Genomic DNA, 23,435 nt, shown 5'->3' with positions numbered 1-23,435 from the left:
CGCTGGCCCCGTTTTACTAATTATAAAGCTTACTTAGAACCACCACATTTACCTTCACCACACTTACCTTCTTTCTTAGCTTTCTTGTCGCCGCCGCACTTACCTTCGCCACACTTACCTTCTTTGGCTTTAGACTTAGCCTTGTCGCCGCCACATTTACCTTCGCCACACTTGCCCTCTTTGGCTTTCATTTTGTCGCCGCCACATTTACCTTCGCCGCACTTACCTTCTTTGGCTTTCATTTTATCTTCGCCACATTTACCTTCGCCACACTTACCTTCTTTGGCTTTCTTTTTGTCTGCGCCGCATTTACCTTCGCCACACTTACCTTCACCTTCTACTAACTGGTAACCGGCTTGCATTTCACTAAAGCCAAATGGGCTTGCTTGAACAGATGCAGCCAAAGAGCTTCCAAGAACAACAGCGCCAACAGCAACAGTAACAGCAGTCTTATTAACTAGTTTCATAATATCTTCCTTCTTGATTTAATCTACAGTATTTCGGTTACCAACAATGTATTTTGCTGGCTTGCTTAAAGAGACCTGACCACCAACAATTTAATTTCATTTTTTCTACAACCATCACATTTATGGCGCAAAAAAGCTGATAGTGCAAACATTGTTTATATCTATTAGCCTCAGTTTAGCGCCACTATTCGTTATATTTGATATATAACAACCTTGAATAAAAGCCTGCTAAGTTATGAATATTAGCTGAATAAAAAAACAAACAGCCTGCCGACAATACGCAATTAGCTTGATTTAAGATCACGCCAATTTCGCTTTCGTTTGGTGCCACAGAGCACATGATGTAGAATGCAGCGCCTTTTAAACTTGATGAATGGATAGTTCTGTGCGAATAATTTTGGCGCCTATGGAAGGTGTTGTTGATGATTTAATGCGTGAAATTCTTTCAGCAATTAATCCTTATGATTTAATGGTGACCGAATTTGTTCGCGTCGTTGACCAGTTATTGCCAGAAAAAGTGTTTTATCGGATCTGTCCTGAGCTTAAAACCAATGGTGAAACTGCATCAGGAACGCCTGTTAGAGTTCAACTACTAGGTCAAGAGCCTGGTTGGATGGCAGAAAATGCTATTAGAGCGATAGAGATGGGCTCAAAAGGGGTTGATGTTAATTTTGGCTGCCCAGCCAAAATGGTCAATCGCAGTAACGGTGGTGCAGTAATGCTGCAATACCCTGAACAGCTCTATAACGTAGTAAAAGCCATGCGTGAAGCGGTGCCAGAACAGCATCCTGTTACCGCTAAAATCCGCCTTGGGTTTAACGATAAGTCACTTTATATGGAAAATGCACAAGCGATATATGAAGCGGGTGCGAGTGAGCTCGCAGTGCATGCAAGAAGTAAAGTTGACGGTTATAAACCACCAGCTTACTGGGAGTACATCACCGATATAAACGCCAAGCTACCTATTCCGGTGATTGCTAATGGTGAGATATGGAATGCCGATGACGCACGTCGTTGTATGGAGGTTACCGGTTGTGACAGCATCATGGTTGGTCGCGGCGCGATATCATTACCTAACTTGGCTGCAAGTATCAAAGGTGCAGCGCCTTACACATGGCAGCAATCATTGGCACTGATGCTTGAGTACACCAATCGCGAACTTGTCGGCCGCAAAAGTACCTATTACCCAGCTCGAATTAAACAGTGGTTCAACTACCTCAATCGCCAATATCCTGAAGCTGATACCCTATTTCGTGAGCTTAGGATCTTTAAGACAGCTGAAGAAATTATTCATGTTCTGCAAACCGCTAACACCAATCTGTACCATCAACAGCTTGATTAACAGAATAATTGGTAATTATTAGTAATAATGCCCGCTGATTTGATCTTAGTCATTACCTTCAATTGTAACGCGTTTAGACTGATAAACCGTGAAATCAATAATTGTAGGCAGAACCGTGAGTACGAACCAAATCAAACAAACCCTTTCCGATATTGAATTGGAACTAAGGCAGAAGATTGGTGCGCACCCAGAGTTGCAAGCCAAGCTAATGGATCAGCATAATTATTCCCTGTGTGAGCTTATCGAGATAATGACCCAAGCTTATTTATGCGACCATTCATTATTTTTCAAGTTGATGCAACTGGACGCTGCGCGTTGCCAACTGGAAATTGGTTTGTATGGCGTGTGCTCTGACTGTGAAGAGAATATCGAAGCGGAACTTTTAGCCGCAGATCCTCTCGAACAACGATGCTTAAGCTGTAATAACTTGCACAAACGTGAGCACCGACAAGAGCTGAGATTGAACCACTAAGATTGTCGCGTCTATCTTTTGATTAATCGAAGATATAAAAAAACCTCCTATAAAGGAGGTTTTTTATTATCTAAAAAATACTTTAGAACTTAACACTTGCTCTTACGAAGAAGTAACGACCTAATACGTCATAAGTGTACGGGTCGGTATTTGAGTCATTATTACCTGAGTAATAAGGTGCATCTTCATCTAAGATGTTATTTACACCACCAGATAGACGAACAGTATTAGTTACATCATAAGTCGCTGATAGATCGTGGTACACGATGCTATCGACTGTAGGAGCATAACAATCTGATGGGTCATCTTGACATGCAAATGAATCCATTCCGTCAATATAACGCGCTTCGTATGTTGCACTCCAGCTATCGCCAGTAGCACTTAGGTTAAAGTTAGTTTTTAACTTAGCGTATGCACCTGAACCACCAGTGATATATCCACGGTAATCTACAGCAACACCGTCTTGATCGAATTCTACATATTTATCAAGAATCGACGTATCTAAGCCAGCTTTCCAATCTAAACCTAAACCTTCAAATACATATGCTACGTTAATATCATAACCTGCAGCATTTGTTTGACCGATGTTTTGCAAACCATTGTCAAACGAGATGCGACCAGTACCATCAATTTCGATGTTAGAAGACTGACAAAGCGCTGTATCAGTATTAATCTTGTTACCGCTTGCATCAAGACACTGGTTAGCAATGTAGTTTGAATCTACAGCAGTAATTGTGTTACTGATTTCAATATCGTAGTAATCAACAGTGAAAGATAGACCTTCTACAAAGCTTGGAGAGTAAACCAAACCTAAGGTAGTGATATCAGCTTCTTCAGGTGTTAAATCAGGGTTACCACCAACAGTCACTTCAGCTTGTGTTTGATCTGTTGCCGGATGCTTGATTTGGTCAAATGATGGTGACTTACCGCCGTATAGCTCACTTACAGTTGGAGCACGGAATGCAGTAGACAAACCACCACGAAGCATCAAGTCATCTGTCATGCGCCATGTTAAACCAAGCTTCCAAGTATTATCTGAACCAAACGTGCTGTAATCGAAGTAACGAATAGCAGCGCTTAGGTCAACCTGTTGTGCAAGTGGCAGATCGCTCAATAATGGAATTGCTATCTCAGCATATGCTTCGTTTACATCAAATGAACCAGCAGTTGCTTCAACGCGTGGATCATTGGCTAGGCCTTGTGAAGTCAACGAGTCAGGTGTGTAATGTGCAGATTCTTTACGGAACTCATAACCTGCTGCGAAGCCTACAATACCAGCAGGAAGTTCAAAGATCTCACCTGATAGTGTTGCCGCTGCAATATCTAGCTCACTTCCACCACTGTTAATTTCAGTGTAGATATATGGAGCAATGCTATCGCCTTCCCAAGAAGACTGAGTAAATGGATCAAAGCTTTTATCTAAAACTGCATCATTAATTGAACCTAGGTTGTGCAGATTAGCAAGGGTATCAACTGAATCGTTCTTACCTTTGTTGTATGATGCATCCCAAGTCCAGCCATTGTCGAACTCACCTTCAAGACCAACAACTACACGAACAGTATCTACAACTTGAGAGAAGTCACGAGTACCTGATTCAACCACTCGACGACCATAATCTAACTTTTCGCCTTCTTGTACTAAACCAACTAGCTCTTTATTCATCCAAGAAGAGTCGTATGCCCATGCAGTGCTGTTCCAAATAGGCTGTGGCGCCATTTGCTGATCAGACCAACGCTTAGAGTACATTGCTTCAGAGAAGAACATGATTGAGTCTGATAACTCATATGTTCCAGAGAAAGATAGATTCAAACGCTCCATTGGCGTTGAAAGGTAGCTATCTTTTGAATAGTTGTATTTATCTTCATTGGTGAAATCATGGTATTCACCACCACGACCACTTAAGTCTGCTTCAGTCTTATTCGGATCTAAGTACTCATACTTTGGCTTGCCGTCGTCGCCTGCAACATAGTGACCATAATAACCACTGTCTCCGATAGCGTAAGCACCATCTTCACCTGTACCTACGATGCCATGATTTCTATCGCCCCAAATGTGTCCGCCTTGTGCGTATGAACTACCACCACAGTAAAGGCTCTTATCACCTGCATCACCGGTTTCAGCGATTGGACAGTTTGAAAAATCACGGTCTGCTTGACTCGCTTCACCACGCTTAGTGTACTGAGCATTAATGACAACGTTGCCTTTATCAAATGTGTTACCAACTGTGAAGTCGATGCTTGTTTCGTCAGCGTCGCCTTGACCAGACATGCCTGTTTGAACATTCATCTCAAAGCCTTCAAAGTCACGCTTTAAAATAACGTTTACAACACCAGCAATTGCGTCTGTACCATATACAGCAGATGCGCCGTCTTTAAGTACTTCAACACGTTGGATCATCGAAACTGGAATAGTGTTCAAATCAACAGATGAAGCTGCACCAGTGCCAGATGCAATCATGCGGCGGCCATTTACCAGTACCAAAGTACGGTTTGAGCCAAGTCCACGTAAGTTAACTCGCGCGTTACCACCAGAGCCGTTATTAACTGCGGCGTTAGTCATCGCGCCACCTGATGCTGTCATTTTCTGTAAAACATCATCAATAGATGTAGCACCTGAGGCAATAATTGCAGAAGCATCAATCACACTAACTGGGCTAGATGTTTCCATATCAGCACGCTTAATACGTGAACCAGTAACTTGTATACGTTCAACTTTATCTTCTGCTGTATTTCCTTCTACAGCGTCATCAGCCAAAGCAAACCCCGATAAAGCTACACTACTTGCAGCAACAGCAATAAAACTTCTACGAATAGCACTTGCCGTTAAGGTCAACGAGTTCATATTTTTCCCCTTCAAATCCCAACAATCAATTTATGAATAGTTATATTTTTTGTTTTATTATTAATAAGAAGTTAACTTCTTGCCTGCAATACTGTTAAATACCACAAAAAGAGTCAAGCTTTATTACAAAATAATAACCTTATTGATATAAATTGATACAGATCACAAAAACAAATACATGAGCATTAAAATAAAAAAACCTAAGAATCAAGAGCTTAGATGTACCCCCACAAAAAGCAAACTATTTATTTTAAACAATTCTTTAACATAACAACATATATTAACCTTAACATTTGATTGAATATCAAACTCCTAAAAACCAAACTAAAGCCCCTAGCAATAAAACCAAGCAACAGTCAACGAAATTAAAAAAATAAATATTAAAAGATATAAAACAAAAACACGCAACCTAACATTCGCATTAACTAATAAAGCAGTATAATTTTTACACTGCTGAACTCAAACAAAAATATTAATTAAAACAATTAGAAAACAAACCGAAGTAAAATAAAAGCAAAATGTCGCTCAAATAGGCGCCAATATAAACGATACAAAACCAGAACACTTGTAACTCACTCGTTAATTAAGTGTGAACAGTTATAATAACCAATGATAATTTCAAGTTAAGATAAAATAAGCTAATAATTATTAAATACGAAAAAACAAACATGAAATGAACCTTTATTATTCCCCTCGCTCCAATTTAGTTTCTGCAACCCACTTTATAAATGCTAAATTACAGGCACTTAAGAATGCAGCCTTGATTTTCAAACTGGAATTATCTCGAGTAGCCCTTACCAAAAAGCCTTTCAACACCGTAAAGATAAAGTTACAATAATTCACGATTAAAATATAAAACTAAAGTGCGGAATTGAGAAAAGGGTCTATGTAAGCATTCTAATGAGCAATACCAATTGCATTAAGTATTTAGTCAATTCAGAAGCGCTTAAGCTTTCCAATTAAATACACATTGATAGAAAGAATGGTTATCCCCTTGTGAGCTAATTTAAAGCTGAAGTGTAATGTTGGAGCATTTGTCTTTGGGTCGCTGACGTTAACGAGTAATACCTGAGTACTGTATGTTGCTGTATAAAAGCTTGATATACGACTGCATTGATACAGGAAGCAGGACAGAGAAGGATGCCAAGAGAGATCACCATTAGCTTCTAGCTTTCAGTTTACCGTCAGTGTTTTGAGAGCCCCGCGAATGAGCAAGTACTTAATGCTATTGGTTTAATAGATAAGGTCAGTGTATTCAGTAAAAATAGCGATTAGTTGTTCAGTCAGGGTCTATATGATGGTTTTGAGCTGATACAAATCAATCAGGAACTTCTTGCTCTTGTAAAAACTGAATTACTGTTGATATCGGCCTGAGAAGCAACAAGCCATTTGAGTTAAACTTAATCTATGATAATGATTGCTATCCTTTTCCTACCAGCAAGAAAGGGCGCCCATAAAAAAGGAGCCACAAGGCTCCTTTTTTCAAACTTAGCAACGTCTCATATTAACGAGTACGTGGGCAAAGCTCTTCAGTGCTGAAGAAGTATGCAACTTCACGTTCAGCAGAAGCAACTGAATCAGAACCGTGTGCAGCGTTCTCATCAATGCTTTCAGCGAAATCTGCACGAATAGTACCTTCCGCAGCTTCAGCTGGGTTAGTAGCACCTAGAATTTCACGGTGTGCTAGAACAGCGTTCTCGCCTTCAAGAGTCTGAACCATGATAGGACCAGAAGTCATAAATGCAACTAGTGCACCAAAGAAAGGACGTTCGCTGTGCTCAGCGTAAAAGCCTTCAGCTTGTTCTTGGCTTAGGTGTACCATTTTAGAAGCGATGATTTTCAGGCCAGCAGTTTCAAAACGGTTGTAGATAGCGCCAATGTGGTTTTTTGCAACAGCATCAGGCTTAATGATAGAAAAAGTACGTTCGATAGCCATGAAAAGCTTCCTTCTTAGATAAACGGGTTTTAATTTCGCGCGGATTATACGAAATTAATGCCTAATTGCCTACCCTTATAGTGCTATCAAATAGAGATAAGTCGGTTTTAGAAATACAGAAAAGCCAAATGGATCACAATTCAATGCTGAACGTGGTCTAAATATGGCTTCAAACATAACGCTTTCGGATTAACAAGTTCCCTATTAGAGAGGGTTACTTGCGATTTTTAACCCACATAACACCGGCAGCAATGACGACTAACAATGCCAGGGCAGGAGCTAGATCCATAAAATGGTGGAATAAGCCAACGCCACCATGACCTTCATGTGCAAATGCGAGAGTTGGAGTGAGTAAAGCTGTAGCAAGTATTAGAAACCTACTCATAATTGACGTCCTTTGTTTAACGGCTGAAACATATCACTTTTACCTTAATTTCCAGTAAAGTGCTTTCTATTTACCTAGCCTAGAATTAAACAAAGTGAGTGAACTTGATGTTGATCAATCCTACGTTTCTTTCACTTATTAGATCCCAAGTTACATGATTTAGATCACATCCACTTAAGCCATTGATGACAATTTGTCTCATTTCTCATCAATCCAGCGAGCTTGGATTGCTTCTAATACACGCTCATTACAATGATTCGGGTCATCGTCAAATGCCGCTAGTTTGATCACCCATTCACAAAGATCAGTAAAACGAAGAGTCTCGGGTTCAATATCCGGATAATGCTCTAAAAGTTCTAGTGCAATGTCTTGTGAGTCAATCCATTTAAGTCCCATGCCCTACCCCATCAAATCAACATAAATTGAGTATAAACCAAATTTAATACCGACAAGTTTGCTTCAGTAGAAATATCGAAAATCTTGCAAAAAAAAACCAGTAGCTTGGCTACTGGTTTTATATTTGTAATGAGTGGCTAGTGGCCTTCACTTACCATATTAATGGTGTACTTTGGTATTTCAACAACCAAATCACTCTCTGGAACTTTTGCTTGGCAAGACAAGCGGCTCTCGGGTTCGAGCCCCCACGCTTTATCAAGCATGTCATCTTCTAGCTCATCGCTCTCTTCTAGGTCATCGAATCCCTCACGCACGATGCAATGACACGTCGTACATGCACAAGACTTTTCACAGGCGTGCTCGATCATTATTCCGTTGCGCAGTGCAACGTCTAATACCGTTTCGCCTTCATTGGCTTCGACAACTGCGCCATCCGGGCATAACTCTTCGTGAGGTAAAAAAACTATTTGTGGCATATTGAAACCTATATATTGTCAACTGACTGGCCTTTAAGTGCCAGCTTGATTGAATTATCCATACGCTTAGCAGCAAAGTCCTGCGTCGCGGCATCTAATGCTTCGATTGCACGTTCGATAGCATCGGTGTCTTTTTCTTCTGCAAGCTGCGCAAGAGTTGCCATAGCGCTCTGTATCGTGCTTAGTTCATCAACTGTTAACAGTTGACCATCTTTATTTAACGCGGCACTCAGCGACTCTAATACTCTTGCTGCTTCAACTTGCTTCTCGGCTAACATGCGGCGAGTAATATCCTCTTTTGCATTCGCCATTGAATCTTTAAGCATGCTACCAATTTCTGCATCTGATAGACCAAACGATGGTTTCACCTGAATGGTTGTTTTTACGCCAGTTGATTTTTCCATAGCAGTCACGCTTAACAGACCATCGGCATCAACTTGGAAAGTCACTCGTATATGGGCTGCCCCAGCCGCTAGTGGCGGGATCCCATTAAGGGTAAACCTTGCAAGTGAACGGCAATCTGCAACGAGCTCACGTTCGCCTTGTACCACATGGAATGCCATTGCAGTTTGGCCATCTTTAAAAGTCGTAAACTCTTGGGCGCGAGCTACGGGGATAGTGGTATTACGAGAAACCACTTTTTCCACCAACCCGCCCATGGTCTCAATGCCTAAAGACAGTGGGATCACATCCAGGAGTAATAGGTCTGAATCTGGCTTATTACCGACCAAAATATCAGCTTGAATTGCGGCACCGATTGCAACGACTCTATCGGGATCAATTGATGTTAGCGGTGTTTTGCCAAAGAAATTAGCCACCTCTTCCCGCACTAGAGGTACACGAGTTGAGCCGCCGACCATAACAGTCTCGATCACTTCATCAGTACTCACACCTGCATCTCTAAGCGCACGACGACAACTAGAAACGGTCTTTTTGACTAACTTACTAATCATGTCATCAAATATTGCACGAGAAACGTTTAGAGATAGTACATTTCCGTTATCATCAGTTACATTTGCTGTGGTGCTATCGTTGTCAGTTAATGCTTCTTTGACCTTACGCGCTTCGATGAGCAGCTTGCGGCTTAAACCTGCACTAACCTCACCTAATGACCATTGCTGTTGGAAGTGCACTTGTAACATATGATCGAAATCATCACCGCCAAGCGCGCTATCCCCGCCTGTAGCCAGCACTTCAAACACGCCTTTATTCAATCGAAGAATTGAGATATCAAATGTACCACCGCCGAGATCATAAACAGCAATAACCCCTTCCTGACCAGAATCGAGTCCGTAAGCAATTGCCGCTGCAGTTGGCTCATTGAGTAGCCTTAACACTTTAACGCCAATAAGCTCTGCAGCATCCTTGGTACCTTGGCGCTGCGCATCATCAAAATACGCAGGCACAGTAATAACAACACCTTCTAACGTGCCACCTAATGTGGATTCAGCACGTTCTACTAACGGTTTTAGAATATCGGCAGATACTTGTATTGGGTTAACTTTACCCTGAGGCGTAATAAAAATGGGTAAACCATTATCACTGGCTTCAAAGGTATATGGGAATGCTTGGCTACCTGATTGAATATCATCAAGGCTGCGACCCATGAATCGTTTTACTGAAATGATGGTATTTTGTGGATCTTGCGCTGAAAAGGCTTCAGCTTCATGCCCAACAAATACGGAGTCTTGGGTATAGCGAACAACTGACGGTAATGAATGCTGCGCACTCTCATCTGCCAATGTATTGGCTACACCACTTCTAACTGCGGCAACTAAAGAGTTTGTCGTGCCTAAATCTATACCCACCGCTAAGCGGTGTTGATGAGGAGCTGCGGTCAGTCCAGGCTCTGCTATCTGCAAAAGTGCCATATATATCCAACTTAAAAAAATGTTGGCTCAAACATATTGAGCCAACAGAATTAGAAAATAACAACGAGTTTATTAACCTAAGAGAGCATCTTCCGCTCTAGCTAACTCGTCTTGTAATTTTGCCATAAACTTAAGTTTACGAATTTGGTCAGCCGCCTGCAAATGTTCAGATGCTAAATCACTTGCCAACTGCACTTTTAGTACAGCTGTGATCTGCTTTGCAAACGTATCAAATGAATCATAAAGCGCTTGTATCTCTGCGTCAGGATCATCACTGTCGCTAATCTCTTCAAGCGATTCACGCCACTCCATCTGTTGCATCAGAAATTGCGTGTCTTTCAGCGTAGTAGACTCATGGCTTAACTCTAACCCCTTAAGAGCAAGTAAGTGTTCTGCACGTTGAATCGGGTTTTTCAATGTTTGAAAGGCATCATTGATCTGCGCAGTACGTTGTACAGATAAGCGTTTATCTTGTTCACTAGCATTAGCAAATTTGTCGGGATGAACCGCCCTTTGCAGATCGCGGTAGCGCTCTGCAAGAATGGCGGTGTCGACATCATAGGAAGGAGATAAACTAAACAGCTCAAAATAATTCATAGTTTAACTTTCAAAGCTTATACGGTAAAACTCTCACCGCAACCACATTCGCCTTTCGCATTAGGGTTATTAAATTGGAAACCTTCGTTAAGGCCTTCTTTAACGAAGTCCAACTCAATCCCTTGAAGGTAGATAAAGCTTTTGGCATCGATAATGATCTTAACACCATCAATATCATAAAGTTCATCGTCATCATTCAAGTCATCAACAAACTCAAGTACGTATGCCATACCTGAGCAACCTGATGTTCTTAGTCCTAAACGCAGACCTAGACCTTTGCCGCGGCTCACTAAAAAGCTTTTAACGCGTTCTGCCGCAGCGGGAGTGATACTAATTGCCATCTTAACTCCAGGTATTACTTCGATTGCTTTGTTTTATACTCATCCAGAGCCGCTTTAATGGCATCTTCCGCCAAAATCGAACAATGAATTTTTACCGGTGGAAGTGCCAGTTCTTCAGCGATATCGGTGTTTTTGATTGCACCGGCTTCTTCAACTGTTTTGCCCTTAACCCATTCTGTTACTAATGAGCTAGATGCAATCGCACTACCACAGCCATATGTCTTAAATTTAGCATCTTCGATAATACCATTATCATCGATACGCAGCTGTAACTTCATTACGTCACCACAAGCCGGCGCGCCAACCATTCCAGTTACCACTGAAGAATCGTTTTTATCAAATGAACCTACGTTACGTGGGTTCTCATAATGATCGATTACTTTTTCGCTATAAGCCATGATACTACTCCAATTTATCTATTCGTTAATGTCGTTAAGGTTAGTGATGTGCCCACTGGACTGAATCCAGATCAACACCGTCTTTGAACATTTCCCAAAGCGGAGACATTTCCCTTAAGTTACCAATAGATTCTTTAATTGTTTCTATTGCATGATCGATCTCTTCATCAGTCGTAAAGCGACCAATTGAGAACCGAATTGAGCTATGTGCCATCTCATCATTTAAGCCAAGTGCACGAAGAACGTAGCTAGGCTCAAGACTTGCGGAAGTACATGCTGAACCCGATGAAACAGCTAAATCTTTAAGTGCCATCATCAAAGATTCACCTTCAACGAAATTAAAGCTGACATTTAAACTACCGCAATGTCTTTGATCCATATCGCCATTGATGTAAGTTTCTTCAATGTGATTAATACCATTCCACAACTTGTCACGCAGGCGGCGGATACGCTCGTTATCTGACTCCATATCCGTTTTGGCAATAGCTGCTGCTTCACCGAAGCCAACAATCTGGTGAGTCGCCAACGTACCACTGCGCATGCCACGTTCATGGCCACCACCATGCATTGCTGCTTCAAGGCGAATACGCGGTTTACGGCTCACATATAATGCGCCAATACCTTTAGGGCCATACATTTTGTGAGCAGAAATAGACATCAAATCTACTTTGGTCTTCTGTACATCAATTGGCATTTTGCCAACGCTTTGCGCCGCATCGACATGGAATACAATTTTACGTGAACGACAAAGCTCGCCAATTGCATCGATATCTTGGATAACACCAATTTCGTTATTAACCTGCATAATGCTGACAAGCAAGGTATCTTCACGCATTGCAGCTTCAATCATTGCAACCGGGATAAGGCCGTTAGCTTCAGGCTGAAGGTAAGTCACTTCATAACCTTCACGCTCAAGCTGACGACAGGTGTCTAAAACAGCCTTATGCTCAGTCTTGCTAGTGATAATATGCTTGCCCTTCTTCTGATAAAAGTGAGCAACACCTTTAATCGCAAGGTTGTCAGACTCAGTAGCACCAGAGGTGAAAACGATTTCACGCGGATCGGCATTGATAAGTTCTGCGATCTGGTTACGAGCAATATCAACAGCTTCTTCAGCTTGCCAGCCGTAACGGTGAGAACGAGACGCTGGATTACCAAAAATGCCGTCCATAGTCATACACTGCATCATTTTTTCTGCAACACGAGGGTCAACTGGCGTCGTCGCAGCATAATCTAGATAGATAGGTAGCTTCATCACACACTCCGTACTTTGTGGCAGCCATAGTGCTACCACTTACAACGTACAAAAAAATTATTTTTATGTTAATAACAGAGACGGCTAAATGCTGATTCTCTGTTCCTGCTGCAATTTATCTTGTTTTACAGAGATAAATTGCACATCTCTCTTTCGCATTAATCCGGCAAGCGAAATGCCGTTTAAAAAATCAGAAATCTGTGAACTCAGGTCGCCCCATAAAGAATGAGTCAGGCATCGCGTTCCGCTCTGACAATTCCCCTGCCCTTGGCAGCGTGTGGCATCAACTGATTCATCAACGGCTCGTACAACCATACCGACAGAAATTTCGCATGCATCTGTGCCTAAGCGATATCCGCCACCAGGGCCACGGACACTCGATACAAGACCGTTTTTTCTTAGCTTTGCGAAAAGTTGTTCTAGGTAAGATAGAGAGATCCCTTGGCGCTCTGAAATGTCGGCTAATGGCACGGGACCATCAGTTGAGTGCATTGCAACATCTAGCATTGCAGTGACTGCATATCGACCTTTTGATGTAAGTTTCATTGCTACTACGTCTCCCAAAAAAGCATAGGCTAATTTCATCATACCTGAGTAAATTAGTCAAGTATTTAACCTAGTGGTTTGGTCAAGTATTATAAGGATCATGGCAGGAATTAAATACCCCGTCATTTTGCTGGGGTATTTAACCTGTTTATTAGGCAAGATTCAATGCCATTTATTAAAAATGGCGCACATAAAGCTAGATAATGGGATCAAACTCATCTAATGACTTCTGACGCTTCTGCGCGGCGGCTAATTCAGCCTCGCTAAACTCGTCAACTTCTAGCTCTGGGAGCTTCTCTGTGCAGACGCTACCGCCCAAAGTTTGTACAGCTTGACAAACTTCTTGCACTTTCGAATCCATCAAGTGCATGTGATCTAGCATTTGGCCAATCGCGTTAGCGACTGGATCTGGATTGTCTGGTGCAACAGCGTAGGCATCGAAGCCATATTTTTTTGCCATCTCTGTGCGTCGATCGGTTTGCTCTTTAGATTGCTCTGAAGGACTGGCTACAGCGCGACCAGGGATCCCCACTACAGTGGTATCAATAGGCACATCTTTGACAACCACCGAGTTAGAACCTACACGTGCACCGTCATGCATGGTAATCGGACCTAGTATCTTCGCACCAGCGCCAATAACAACATTATTGCCTAACGTAGGATGACGCTTACCAGACTGCCATGTGGTACCACCGAGTGTAACCCCATGATAAAGCGTACAGTCATTACCAATTTCAGCCGTTTCACCAATCACTACCCCCATCCCATGGTCAATAAAGAAACGATCGCCAATCGTGGCACCAGGATGGATTTCGACTCCAGTTAACCAGCGAGAAAACGTTGATAAACATCGCGACGTCAGACGCCATTTACGTACCCAAAGCTTATTACTGACCCTGTGGATCCATATTGCTTGCATCCCTGGGTAATTGAACAGTATTTCAATTGTCCCATTCGCGGCGGGGTCTCTATGGTAAATAGACGCTATATCATCTTTTAGTCTCGCGATAACACCCATGCTAACTACTTCCCTACTTTTCGTTACTGTCTTTTTTGGCGACAACCTTATCTACCGAAGTCAGAATTCCGCGCAAGATATTCATCTCTTGACGCTCTATTCGTGCACGGCTAAACAGTCGGCGTAACTTGGTCATAACCTGACCTGGATGCTGTTTAACAATAAAATTGGTCGAAAGCAGCGTATTCTCCATATGCTCGAAGAAATTTTCGCGCTCTTTTGAAAACGGATATTCATTATCAGGTTCAACAAACCCTTCAGGCTTATTACTCTCAAACTCCTTTTGCACTTGGGCAAGATGAGCAACGCGCGCTTCATAACAAATAATCTGAACTGCTTGCGCTAAATTGAGCGAGGTGTATTCAGGGTTGGCAGGGATGGCGACATGGTAGTCGCAGCGCTGCAGCTCTTCATTAGTTAAACCATTATTCTCACGCCCAAACACGATTGCGACAGGCCCTGTCAGCGCTGACTCAACCAGTTTCTCACCAGCCTCTCGCGGTTCTAGCATTGGCCAATCCAGTGTACGACTGCGAGCGCTAGTTGCAATTACTAAACTACAATCTGCAATGGCTTCTTCAACAGAATCAACGGTAACAGCATGTTTTAAAATATCTGAAGCCCCAGCAGCTAATGCCACAGAGTGGCCATCTGGTGCCACCTTGGGTTCTGCTAAGTATAAAGAAGACAACCCCATGGTTTTCATTGCACGGGCAGTGGAACCTATATTGCCAGGGTGAGATGTACCGACAAGAACGACGCGAATATTGCTGAGCATGAAATTACTTAATTTATGTGAGAGAACACTTGAAAATATGTTACCACATAGCGGCTATTTTTACGTACACAAAAATCAGCATTTGATATAACCGAAAAAACGCGTATAATTCGGCTCCGATAATTTATATATCCGTTCTTTTACATCCAGGGGATTTGCAATGCTTCCAATGCATACTATTGCTGTGCGCGCCGCTCGCGCTGCCGGCCAAACGATTATACGTGCTTATGCAGAATTAGACCGTATTGAAGTCACTTCAAAAGGGACTAATGACTTCGTAACTAACGTAGATAAAGAAGCAGAAGCTGCAATTACCTATCAGATCCGTAAAGCTTACCCAGACCACACTATCATTGGTGAAGAGACTGGTGAGAATAAAGGCGCTAGCAAAGATTACGTCTGGATCATTGACCCACTGGATGGCACTAATAACTTCGTAAGAGGTATCCCCCACTTTGCTGTATCTATCGCGATGCAGTTTAAAGGCAAAACAGAAGTCGCTGTTGTTTATGATCCTATCCGTGATGAGCTATTTTCAGCTGTTCGTGGTAAAGGCGCTAAATTAAACGACTTCCGTATCCGTGTTAAGTCTTCTAATGATCTAAGTGACAATATCATTGCCACAGGATTCCCATTCAAGGCGAAGCAACACACTGAAACTTACATGAAGCTTTTTGCATCAACATTTACTCAGTGTGCCGATCTTCGTCGTGCAGGTTCTGCAGCACTAGATCTAGCATACCTTGCCGCTGGCCGAGTTGATGGTTTCTTTGAGATTGGCCTTAAGCCATGGGATATCGCAGCTGGTGATTTGATCGTCCGCGAAGCAGGCGGTACAGTGACTGACTTTACAGGTAACCATAACTACCTGACTTCAGGTAACATTGTTGCAGGTTCGCCAAAAACAACCACTGCACTCGTTAAGTCGTTCCGCCCATTATTGAGCGAAGCACTTAAACGCTAGTAATCACTGTGCATCTAGAGCAATCTAGATGAAGTGTTAAAAGCCGCCTTGTTTGGCGGCTTTTTTGTATCTATCGCTATTAGACTATATAACTCAGGTCTTCTGTACAGAAACTAGTCTTACAAAATGCTGATTTCGCTAAATAAAACACGCAACTGTGAAAAGCATCACATCACTCATGTCGCATTTTTAGCAATTACTGGTACTCTTTATTAAACGACTGCATTAGGGAACAACATGGACAAAATGTATCGAAAATACGGTATTACCAGTATCAAAGCCGTTGAACATTTAGTATTGATTATTATTGCCATCGCGACGATTGTCGCAATTGGCCAAGAGATAGTTCATATTTTTAAAGCTGGTGAAGTCGCTCTCGCGGACTTACTACTATTGTTTATCTATTTAGAAGTGTTGGCAATGGTGTCTCACTACGCTGAGTCTGGCAAGTTGCCTATTCGGATGCCACTCTATATTGCTATTGTTGCATTAGCTCGCTATCTCATTTTAGATATGAAAGCGATGGATGATTGGCGTATAGCCGCAATTTCATTCTCTACGCTTATTTTAGCGTCCACCGTTATCGTGATCCGTTGGGGGCAATTGAAGTTACCTTATCCACGCCCTAAGGATGATAATTAGTCTCCACCTTACGCTTTTGATACAAAAATGCTCAAAGCTTTTGCTTTGAGCATTTTTTTATAATCGCACTTTCGCTCTAGTCTAAAAAAGTTAGTGACTACAAATGCGATCGGCAGCGGTTGAAATCCCCGCTTCAGAGTGAATGAACTTACCTTTCTTTTCTAGAAATGCAATGAGCGCGTCTGCATCCATCTCTTGCGCAGAACAAGTATGATAATGAGCATCAACACCAAACTTAGCATGCATTAACTCTTTTAATGCCTGTGGCGTTAACGACTCGCCATGTTCTAGCATCATTTCCATCACTTGGTGACCGTGTATTGAATCTGACATAATTTCTCGACAATTAAGCTGTATTTATAAGGCACTTTATACGCGAAGTTTAGATATCAAACTTTGATCTAAGTAACAATGTTTAGTCATTATACCAATCGGCATAAGTAGTTGGTCTACTCAGAGTGTTTTTGGCGAACTAATTCAAGGCGGATAATTGACAGAATGGTTGTTCCCTTTTGCCTTTATCCAACACCTAAATAGGAAGCCAAAAACGCTCCTTACAGGCGAGTTTTAGCAGCTCTGATGCTGAATTAATGAGCTTGAGCGTAGAATAATTATGTACTTCACTCATTGCAAACCACATGGCCTAGCATGTTCCTGACATGCTTAAGGCATTCCCTCCATCCTTGTGGTGAATGTCATTCATGCACGACTATATGGTCTATTTTGTTCCATACAAAATCAGACATTCCCTCCCTCCTTGGAGGTCTGATATAGGAGGTACGAGAGCAAGGATGCTCGAAGCTAGAATAATGCAGGAGCGATTATCGAGAGTAACGCAGGAGTTGTTACCGAGGAGCATTTAATGACCTTGCCTCAAAACCGCTAAACTCTCGCTGAGCGACCAAATCTTTATACCGATTGGTATTAGATACAGATGGATCGTCACGACTAGATATGGCAGAGTTCTTCAGACATTAAAATACCAATCATTTGATTGGCTTTTTAATTGAAAAGGAGTGACGGACTAGACAACTACACTACTGCTCGCCTTTTAACAATTCAGGTTCAACTAAAACGCTATCATTATCATCTGAGATCCAAATTTGACCTTCACAAATATTGATCTGCAAAGCCATATTCTTACCGACTAGTTGCCCCATTGCTTTAACTGCGTCTTCAGGAATATTGGTTACCGTTAGATTGTCATAACGCTCGAGTGCGGCTTCATTTTGCTTCCACCATATTGGTACGCTTCGGCCACCATAAGTAATAAGCAAAACCTGTTTTGATCGACCACAAGCTTTACGCAACCATTTTTCATCACTTTGGCCAAACTCGACCCAAAGGTCAATTTCTCCAGATAGTGTTCTGTCCCAAAGCTCAGGTTCATCTTCAACACACATGCCTTTACTAAAAGCGAGTGATTCACTGGCATTCATTGCAAAAGCAAGTAATCTCACCATCATGCGCTCGTCGGTCTCTGACGGATGCTGCGCAAGTGTAAGCTGATGATCATTATAATAGCCGCGATCCATATCGGCGATTTGAATAGAGACTTTGAATACTGTTGCTTTTAAGGCCATAAGAAAGTTCGATGAGGTATTTGCGGCTAAGTGTACCTTATATTAAGTAACAGAGGGCTAAAGATCGCAGCGCTAGTATCGTAAACAGTAAATTTAATTTATCAGCATTAAATAGCCGTTAAATAGCACCCATTTTTAAACGCATTGCTTGTGGAAATAATACTGATAATCGGTTGATTTCATCAGGTTCTGCATACACCAAGCAATGTTCCCCATCATCCAGTGCTAGCTTAAGATCTTTATCACTAACGACTGAACCTCTTGCAGCGTCACGCCGAAGCAGTTCATTAAGCGAGTGGGGCAACGCTATGCAGCTAAAAATGGAGTCCAATTTTTGTAAATATGGCATAGCAGCAATTGGGAGTAACTCTGCTTCTATTTTGGTATCTAGCAGTACCAGCTCTCCTTTAACCTTGGAAAGCGAAAAACTATCTTGATAATGGTTTGGAGTATCAGCATCAAAGCGAGACTGGTTAAGCTTAAAGAAACGTTCCCAAAATACTCGTCTATCTTTGAACACAGGTAACCTTTGCTGTACATCGTTACGGCGCTCGGCGATAAAGTCAAATAGCGGTGTAATAGAATGTGGTAACCATGACTCAAGCCGAGATCTTAGCTCTCGAGCAAAAACAGGTGCAGCTCCAGCGGTACTAATTGCTATCTGTAAACGACCTCTATCTATAATTGATGGAGTAATAAACCGACAAAACTCTGGGTTATCGACAACATTAACCCAAATATTACGCTGTTGTGCCAATGTCGCTAGCTGTTCATTTAGCGCTTTATCTGCAGTTGCTAAATAAACAAGGTCCCAACCATTGATATCCTCAAAGTTAACTTCCCGCTCCTCAAGGCTAATACGCTCTTTGCGCTGATACGCTAGCATTTCATTGCTGCTATCCTTTGCAATCACATGAATATCTGCATCAGTCCGACTCAGTAGATCCAGCTTGCGACTAGCTACTTCTCCAGCGCCAACAATCAAAATTTTTAAAGATTGGGTATCTACAAACAATGGGAAATACTGCATTTAGCTAAAATACCTCTGAGGCGATGTGATAGATTTTTGGGAGGATTAATCTGTTTCGAGCGGCAATTGTCTCTCAAGCCAAGCTTTATAACCACCTGCTACTGAGACGACTTCGGAATACCCCATAACTTGCAAGTTTAAAGCAGCCATCGCAGAGCGATAACCTCCTCCGCAATATAGTGCTATAGGCATATCTTTATCAGGGAATCGAGTTTCAATATCTCTTTCGATAATCCCCTTCCCCAAATGCTGGGCATTCGGTAAATGCCCTTTATTCCACTCATGATCTTCACGAACATCAATAAGCGTATAATTTGGGTTAGCCTGGAACTCCTCAATCGTTACTTCATTGATCTGAGGAAGAATACTCTCAACTAAAGCTAAAAATGCGGGGTTATGTTTCATCAGCTGTATTTCTCACTTCTTTCTGCACTGCAATTCCAACAAAGCTCAAAACTGGCTTCATTAACTTCATGGCAATTCACACATTTCCATTGCGGTTTTTCTGCATTAATAGAAATCATCTGTGCTTTAGCATTAACGTAGTCAGTTTCTGCCACCCAAAGCTCAACATTTTGGATCCCTGTCGGTAATTCACCTACACCACCTAAAAGCGCCTCTCCTTTTAGCTCTACCGCTATGCCACTTGATTCAAGCATGCCTTTCCAAGTATGGGCTTCTAATAAATTCCCAGCTGCAAGTAACCGCATTTTGTCATCCATGTAATTTCCTACTGCATTTGCTTTATTGGCAAGTTCTAATAACTACAACGACTAATAACATCCAGATTAACGGTTATTATACCAATCGGCATAAGTAGTTGGTCTGCTCAGAGTGTTTTTTAGCGGCTCTGATGCTGTGTTAATGAGTTTGAACCTAGTTTAACTATGTACTTCACTCACTGCAAACCACATGGCCTAGCATGTTCCTGACATGCTTAAGGCATTCCCTCCATCCTTGGAGGTCAGATGTGGTGAATGTCATTCATGCAGGAGCATTTAATGACCTTGCCTCAAAACCGCTAAACTCTCGCTGAGCGACCAAATCTTTATACCGATTGGGTATTATTAGTCAGTTCTAGCTATTTTAGCTCGTCATAAAATAGCCTTCCATGCTACTGCTAAAACATTACCACTGTCGAGGCCTGTTTTAAGCTTTAATACAAATCACCACAATCAGTTAGATTAGCTAGTAACATCAACTCATAAAGAATATGCATCCAGCACAAAAAACAAAAAGGCCACCTATATAAGGTGGCCTTTGCAGATTATAGCAGTACTTTATGGCATCAAGGTCTCTTGATCTGCGCCCTCTTTTTCAATCTCTACTGGCATCATGTGTTCACGATTGATCCCAAGTTTAATCGCTAAGAAACTTGCGACATAGATTGATGAGAACGTACCAACGAAAATCCCCATAAGCAGAGCAGTTGCAAAGCCATGGATCATTGTGCCGCCCTTAAGGAACAAAGCAACAACAACGACAAGCGTGGTACCTGTAGTAATAATCGTTCGACTCATAGTCTGAGTGATTGACGTATTGACCACTTCTTCAGGACTACCTTTGCGTAGCTTGAGAAAGTTTTCACGAATACGGTCAAAAACAACAATGGTATCGTTGAGTGAGTAACCGACAACGGTTAACAAACCAGCCAGTACGGTCAAGTCAAACTCTAGTTGGAATATTGAAAATACCCCAAGCGTAATGATTACGTCATGCGCCAAAGCCGCCACAGAACCTAACGCTAGGCGCCATTCGAAGCGGAAAGAGACATATATAAGAATACATATCAACGCCACTAGAACCGCTAAGCCACCTTGTTCAGCAAGCTCTTTACCGACTTGAGGACCAACAAACTCAACACGCTTTTGAATTACAGCAGGGTCGAGTTGAGTCACGCCTTCCATCACATGAGCAACTTGAGTGTCACTTTTTACGCCTTCCTTGACTGGAAGACGGATAAGTATGTCGCGGCTCGAACCGAAGTTTTGAACCACTGCACCGTCAGTTTCTTCTGTAGAAAGTCCTTCACGGATTGCCACTAAATTAGCTGGATTAGAAAATTCAAGCTCAACAACCGTACCACCGGTAAAATCCAAGCCCCAATTAATACCTTTGGTTGCTAGGGACCCAAGAGAGCCCAGCACTAATATCGCAGAAAGGATACTAATAGGTACAGCATGGCGCAGGAAGTTGATAGAGCCTTTGATATTTAAAATCTGAAACATTTCAACTTCCCCTTAGATAGACAGTTTCTTCACGCGCTTACCACCCCAGATCGCGTTCACTATAGAACGAGTTCCGACAATAGAGGTAAACATCGACGTGGCGATACCGATCATTAAGGTAACCGCAAAGCCTTTAACAGCACCCGTACCAACCGCAAATAAAATAAGTGCTGTCATAAAGGTAGTAATGTTTGCATCGGCAATGGTTGAAAACGCATTTCCGTAACCTTCATGAATCGCTTGTTGGACACTACGACCATTGCGCAACTCTTCACGAATACGTTCATAAATAAGCACGTTACCGTCGACCGCCATACCAACAGTCAGTACCATACCTGCGATACCTGGCAGTGTTAATACGGCGCCAGGGATCATCGACATAACACCCACAACCATAACGAGGTTAGCTGTTAATGCAAGGTTAGCAATAAGGCCAAAACCACGGTAGTAAACCAACATGAAGAGAAGCACTACAGCCATACCCCATATCATTGCTTGCATACCGTTTTCGATATTTTCAGCACCAAGGCTTGGACCAATAGTACGCTCTTCAACAATGTATACTGGCGCAATCAAGGCACCAGCACGTAGCAACAGCGCAAGGTTCTGTGATTCTGCATGACCAAGACCAGTGATAACGAAGTTACGACCAAGACGAGCTTGAATCGTTGCAACTGAAATAACTTCTTCAATCTTCTTCATTTTAACGCTGCCATCAGCGTTCTTCTCACCAGTATCTTTATACTCAATGAATAAAGTCGCCATAGGGTTACCTATGTTGTCTTTAGTCACATTCGAAAAGATAGAACCACCTTTAGAATCTAAGTTAATAGAGACTTGTGGGCGACTGTACTCATCGTAGCTAGGTTGTGCACCTTGGATATGGTCGCCGGTAAGCATCACTGCTTTCTTCAGCACGACCGGACCACCTTCACGGCGCTGATACACTTCAGAACCCGCTGGCACACGACCACTTGCTGCTGCTTGAGCATCAGCATTTTGGTCAACCATGTGGAATTCAATTGACGCCGTCGCACTTAAAATCTCTTTTGCACGCGCAGTGTCTTGAACACCAGGAAGTTCTACAATAATACGCTCAGCGCCTTGACGCTGTACTACAGGCTCGGCAACACCCAGTTCATTAACACGATTACGTAAAGTGGTAATATTTTGCTGCAGTGCTTCTTCCTTGATCTGTTTTAAATAAACATCGCTTGGATTGGCGATAAGAAAATAATCACTACCAGAAGAGCGATCGGTAAAGACCATGTCAGCGCTACGTGATTTTAAGAAACGCTCGGCATTCGCTAACGTTTCTGCATCACGGAACTTGATTTCGATGCCTCTGGCGCCGTTACGAATACCCGCATAGCGAATTCTCTCAGCACGTAAATCAGTTCTGAAGTCAGCGACTTTAGCTTCGGTCATTTTACGTACGGCTTCACCCATATCGACTTCCATCAAGAAGTGAACGCCACCACGTAAATCAAGACCTAACTTCATAGGCGAACCGCCCATAGCTTCAAGCCACTCAGGTGTTGCAGGTGCAAGATTTAATGCTACCGTAAACTTATCGCCAAGAGCCTCAGCAATAGCTTCTTTAGCAAGCAACTGTTCTTCACCATTACCGACACGAACTAATAATTGACCATTTTCAAGCTCAGATCGCTTAACAGCAATTCCTTTGCTTACTAATACATCATTTACTGCCGACTGAGTCGACGCTGTCACCTCAGCTCCTCGGGTTGCAACCACCTGTACTGCATGGTCCTCACCGAATAAGTTTGGTATCGCATAGAATCCACCTATGGCGATGATTATCATCACCATAAGGTTTTTCCACATTGGGTATTTATTTAACACGCCAT

Annotated in this window: 25 protein-coding genes; 4 read left to right on the top strand and 21 right to left on the bottom strand. The window is 42.3% G+C overall.

What is annotated here, in order from left to right; translation table 11 throughout:
• Nucleotides 1-29: 29 nt before the first annotated feature.
• Nucleotides 30-467, bottom strand: coding sequence for an HvfA family oxazolone/thioamide-modified RiPP metallophore (locus L2730_RS14590; protein WP_248975264.1), 438 nt, complete (start codon nucleotides 465-467; stop codon nucleotides 30-32).
• Nucleotides 468-852: 385 nt separating this feature from the next.
• On the opposite strand from L2730_RS14590, the gene dusC reads away from it, so the two are divergent.
• A complete protein-coding gene (gene dusC / locus L2730_RS14585; RefSeq protein ID WP_248975263.1) occupies nucleotides 853-1,809 on the top strand; it encodes a tRNA dihydrouridine(16) synthase DusC in 957 nt (318 codons plus the stop codon).
• Between the two features lie 115 nt (nucleotides 1,810-1,924).
• Nucleotides 1,925-2,281, top strand: coding sequence for a TraR/DksA C4-type zinc finger protein (locus L2730_RS14580; protein ID WP_248975262.1), 357 nt, complete (start codon nucleotides 1,925-1,927; stop codon nucleotides 2,279-2,281).
• Nucleotides 2,282-2,363: 82 nt separating this feature from the next.
• Here the strand turns inward: L2730_RS14580 and L2730_RS14575 are convergent, their stop codons facing one another.
• The 13 genes from L2730_RS14575 to trmJ form a co-directional block, all read right to left on the bottom strand.
• The gene (locus L2730_RS14575) at nucleotides 2,364-5,123 is read right to left on the bottom strand and encodes a TonB-dependent receptor plug domain-containing protein (RefSeq protein ID WP_248975261.1); all 2,760 of its coding nucleotides are present in this window, start codon (nucleotides 5,121-5,123) and stop codon (nucleotides 2,364-2,366) included.
• Between the two features lie 1,504 nt (nucleotides 5,124-6,627).
• On the bottom strand, nucleotides 6,628-7,059 hold the full coding sequence (gene ndk / locus L2730_RS14570; RefSeq protein ID WP_020911854.1) for a nucleoside-diphosphate kinase: 432 nt from the start codon (nucleotides 7,057-7,059) through the stop codon (nucleotides 6,628-6,630).
• Nucleotides 7,060-7,273: 214 nt separating this feature from the next.
• Nucleotides 7,274-7,444, bottom strand: coding sequence for a hypothetical protein (locus L2730_RS14565; protein ID WP_220736297.1), 171 nt, complete (start codon nucleotides 7,442-7,444; stop codon nucleotides 7,274-7,276).
• A 198-nt stretch (nucleotides 7,445-7,642) separates the two neighbouring features.
• Nucleotides 7,643-7,840 (bottom strand): Fe-S cluster assembly protein IscX, encoded by a 198-nt coding sequence (iscX, locus tag L2730_RS14560; protein ID WP_248975260.1) that lies wholly within the window; start codon nucleotides 7,838-7,840, stop codon nucleotides 7,643-7,645.
• Between the two features lie 137 nt (nucleotides 7,841-7,977).
• A complete protein-coding gene (gene fdx, locus L2730_RS14555; RefSeq protein ID WP_248975259.1) occupies nucleotides 7,978-8,316 on the bottom strand; it encodes an ISC system 2Fe-2S type ferredoxin in 339 nt (112 codons plus the stop codon).
• A gap of 8 nt (nucleotides 8,317-8,324) precedes the next feature.
• Nucleotides 8,325-10,187: a Fe-S protein assembly chaperone HscA gene (gene hscA / locus L2730_RS14550; protein WP_248975258.1), complete on the bottom strand. Its 1,863-nt coding sequence runs from the start codon at nucleotides 10,185-10,187 to the stop codon at nucleotides 8,325-8,327.
• A gap of 72 nt (nucleotides 10,188-10,259) precedes the next feature.
• Nucleotides 10,260-10,784: a co-chaperone HscB gene (gene hscB / locus L2730_RS14545; protein ID WP_248975257.1), complete on the bottom strand. Its 525-nt coding sequence runs from the start codon at nucleotides 10,782-10,784 to the stop codon at nucleotides 10,260-10,262.
• Nucleotides 10,785-10,801: 17 nt separating this feature from the next.
• Complete coding sequence (gene iscA / locus L2730_RS14540; protein WP_220736302.1) at nucleotides 10,802-11,125, bottom strand: iron-sulfur cluster assembly protein IscA; 324 nt, start codon at nucleotides 11,123-11,125, stop codon at nucleotides 10,802-10,804.
• 14 nt (nucleotides 11,126-11,139) lie between these two features.
• Nucleotides 11,140-11,523: a Fe-S cluster assembly scaffold IscU gene (iscU, locus tag L2730_RS14535; protein WP_020911846.1), complete on the bottom strand. Its 384-nt coding sequence runs from the start codon at nucleotides 11,521-11,523 to the stop codon at nucleotides 11,140-11,142.
• Nucleotides 11,524-11,563: 40 nt separating this feature from the next.
• Nucleotides 11,564-12,778, bottom strand: a complete 1,215-nt coding sequence (locus L2730_RS14530; RefSeq protein ID WP_248975256.1) for an IscS subfamily cysteine desulfurase — start codon at nucleotides 12,776-12,778, stop codon at nucleotides 11,564-11,566.
• A gap of 84 nt (nucleotides 12,779-12,862) precedes the next feature.
• Nucleotides 12,863-13,324, bottom strand: a complete 462-nt coding sequence (iscR, locus tag L2730_RS14525; protein WP_020911844.1) for a Fe-S cluster assembly transcriptional regulator IscR — start codon at nucleotides 13,322-13,324, stop codon at nucleotides 12,863-12,865.
• 196 nt (nucleotides 13,325-13,520) lie between these two features.
• Nucleotides 13,521-14,342 (bottom strand): serine O-acetyltransferase, encoded by an 822-nt coding sequence (gene cysE / locus L2730_RS14520; protein ID WP_248975255.1) that lies wholly within the window; start codon nucleotides 14,340-14,342, stop codon nucleotides 13,521-13,523.
• 13 nt (nucleotides 14,343-14,355) lie between these two features.
• The gene (gene trmJ, locus L2730_RS14515; RefSeq protein WP_248975254.1) at nucleotides 14,356-15,120 is read right to left on the bottom strand and encodes a tRNA (cytosine(32)/uridine(32)-2'-O)-methyltransferase TrmJ; all 765 of its coding nucleotides are present in this window, start codon (nucleotides 15,118-15,120) and stop codon (nucleotides 14,356-14,358) included.
• A gap of 160 nt (nucleotides 15,121-15,280) precedes the next feature.
• Between trmJ and suhB the strand changes: the two genes are divergently transcribed.
• Nucleotides 15,281-16,084, top strand: coding sequence for an inositol-1-monophosphatase (suhB, locus tag L2730_RS14510; protein WP_248975253.1), 804 nt, complete (start codon nucleotides 15,281-15,283; stop codon nucleotides 16,082-16,084).
• 237 nt (nucleotides 16,085-16,321) lie between these two features.
• Nucleotides 16,322-16,726 carry a phosphate-starvation-inducible protein PsiE gene (locus tag L2730_RS14505; protein ID WP_248975252.1) on the top strand — a complete coding sequence of 135 codons (405 nt, stop codon included), beginning with the start codon at nucleotides 16,322-16,324 and terminating at the stop codon, nucleotides 16,724-16,726.
• A gap of 90 nt (nucleotides 16,727-16,816) precedes the next feature.
• Here the strand turns inward: L2730_RS14505 and L2730_RS14500 are convergent, their stop codons facing one another.
• From L2730_RS14500 to secD, 7 genes are all read right to left on the bottom strand, one after another.
• On the bottom strand, nucleotides 16,817-17,059 hold the full coding sequence (locus L2730_RS14500) for a YecH family metal-binding protein (RefSeq protein ID WP_248975251.1): 243 nt from the start codon (nucleotides 17,057-17,059) through the stop codon (nucleotides 16,817-16,819).
• A 704-nt stretch (nucleotides 17,060-17,763) separates the two neighbouring features.
• Nucleotides 17,764-18,309, bottom strand: coding sequence for a YaeQ family protein (locus L2730_RS14495; RefSeq protein ID WP_248975250.1), 546 nt, complete (start codon nucleotides 18,307-18,309; stop codon nucleotides 17,764-17,766).
• A gap of 118 nt (nucleotides 18,310-18,427) precedes the next feature.
• On the bottom strand, nucleotides 18,428-19,339 hold the full coding sequence (locus L2730_RS14490; protein ID WP_248975249.1) for a precorrin-2 dehydrogenase/sirohydrochlorin ferrochelatase family protein: 912 nt from the start codon (nucleotides 19,337-19,339) through the stop codon (nucleotides 18,428-18,430).
• A 45-nt stretch (nucleotides 19,340-19,384) separates the two neighbouring features.
• The gene (locus tag L2730_RS14485) at nucleotides 19,385-19,744 is read right to left on the bottom strand and encodes a rhodanese-like domain-containing protein (protein ID WP_248975248.1); all 360 of its coding nucleotides are present in this window, start codon (nucleotides 19,742-19,744) and stop codon (nucleotides 19,385-19,387) included.
• The gene (locus L2730_RS14480; protein WP_248975247.1) at nucleotides 19,744-20,061 is read right to left on the bottom strand and encodes a putative signal transducing protein; all 318 of its coding nucleotides are present in this window, start codon (nucleotides 20,059-20,061) and stop codon (nucleotides 19,744-19,746) included. Before L2730_RS14480 ends, L2730_RS14485 begins: the two co-directional genes overlap by 1 nt.
• A 558-nt stretch (nucleotides 20,062-20,619) precedes the next feature.
• Nucleotides 20,620-21,567, bottom strand: a complete 948-nt coding sequence (gene secF, locus L2730_RS14475; RefSeq protein ID WP_248975246.1) for a protein translocase subunit SecF — start codon at nucleotides 21,565-21,567, stop codon at nucleotides 20,620-20,622.
• A 12-nt stretch (nucleotides 21,568-21,579) separates the two neighbouring features.
• Entirely contained in the window at nucleotides 21,580-23,430 is a 1,851-nt protein-coding gene (secD, locus tag L2730_RS14470) for a protein translocase subunit SecD (RefSeq protein ID WP_248975245.1), read from the bottom strand.
• Nucleotides 23,431-23,435 lie beyond the last annotated feature (5 nt).

Source organism: Shewanella kaireitica, from assembly GCF_023284045.1.
Lineage (GTDB): Bacteria > Pseudomonadota > Gammaproteobacteria > Enterobacterales > Shewanellaceae > Shewanella > Shewanella kaireitica.
Note: the sequence above shows the minus strand (reverse complement) of the source record. Positions and strands in the feature narration are given on the sequence as shown.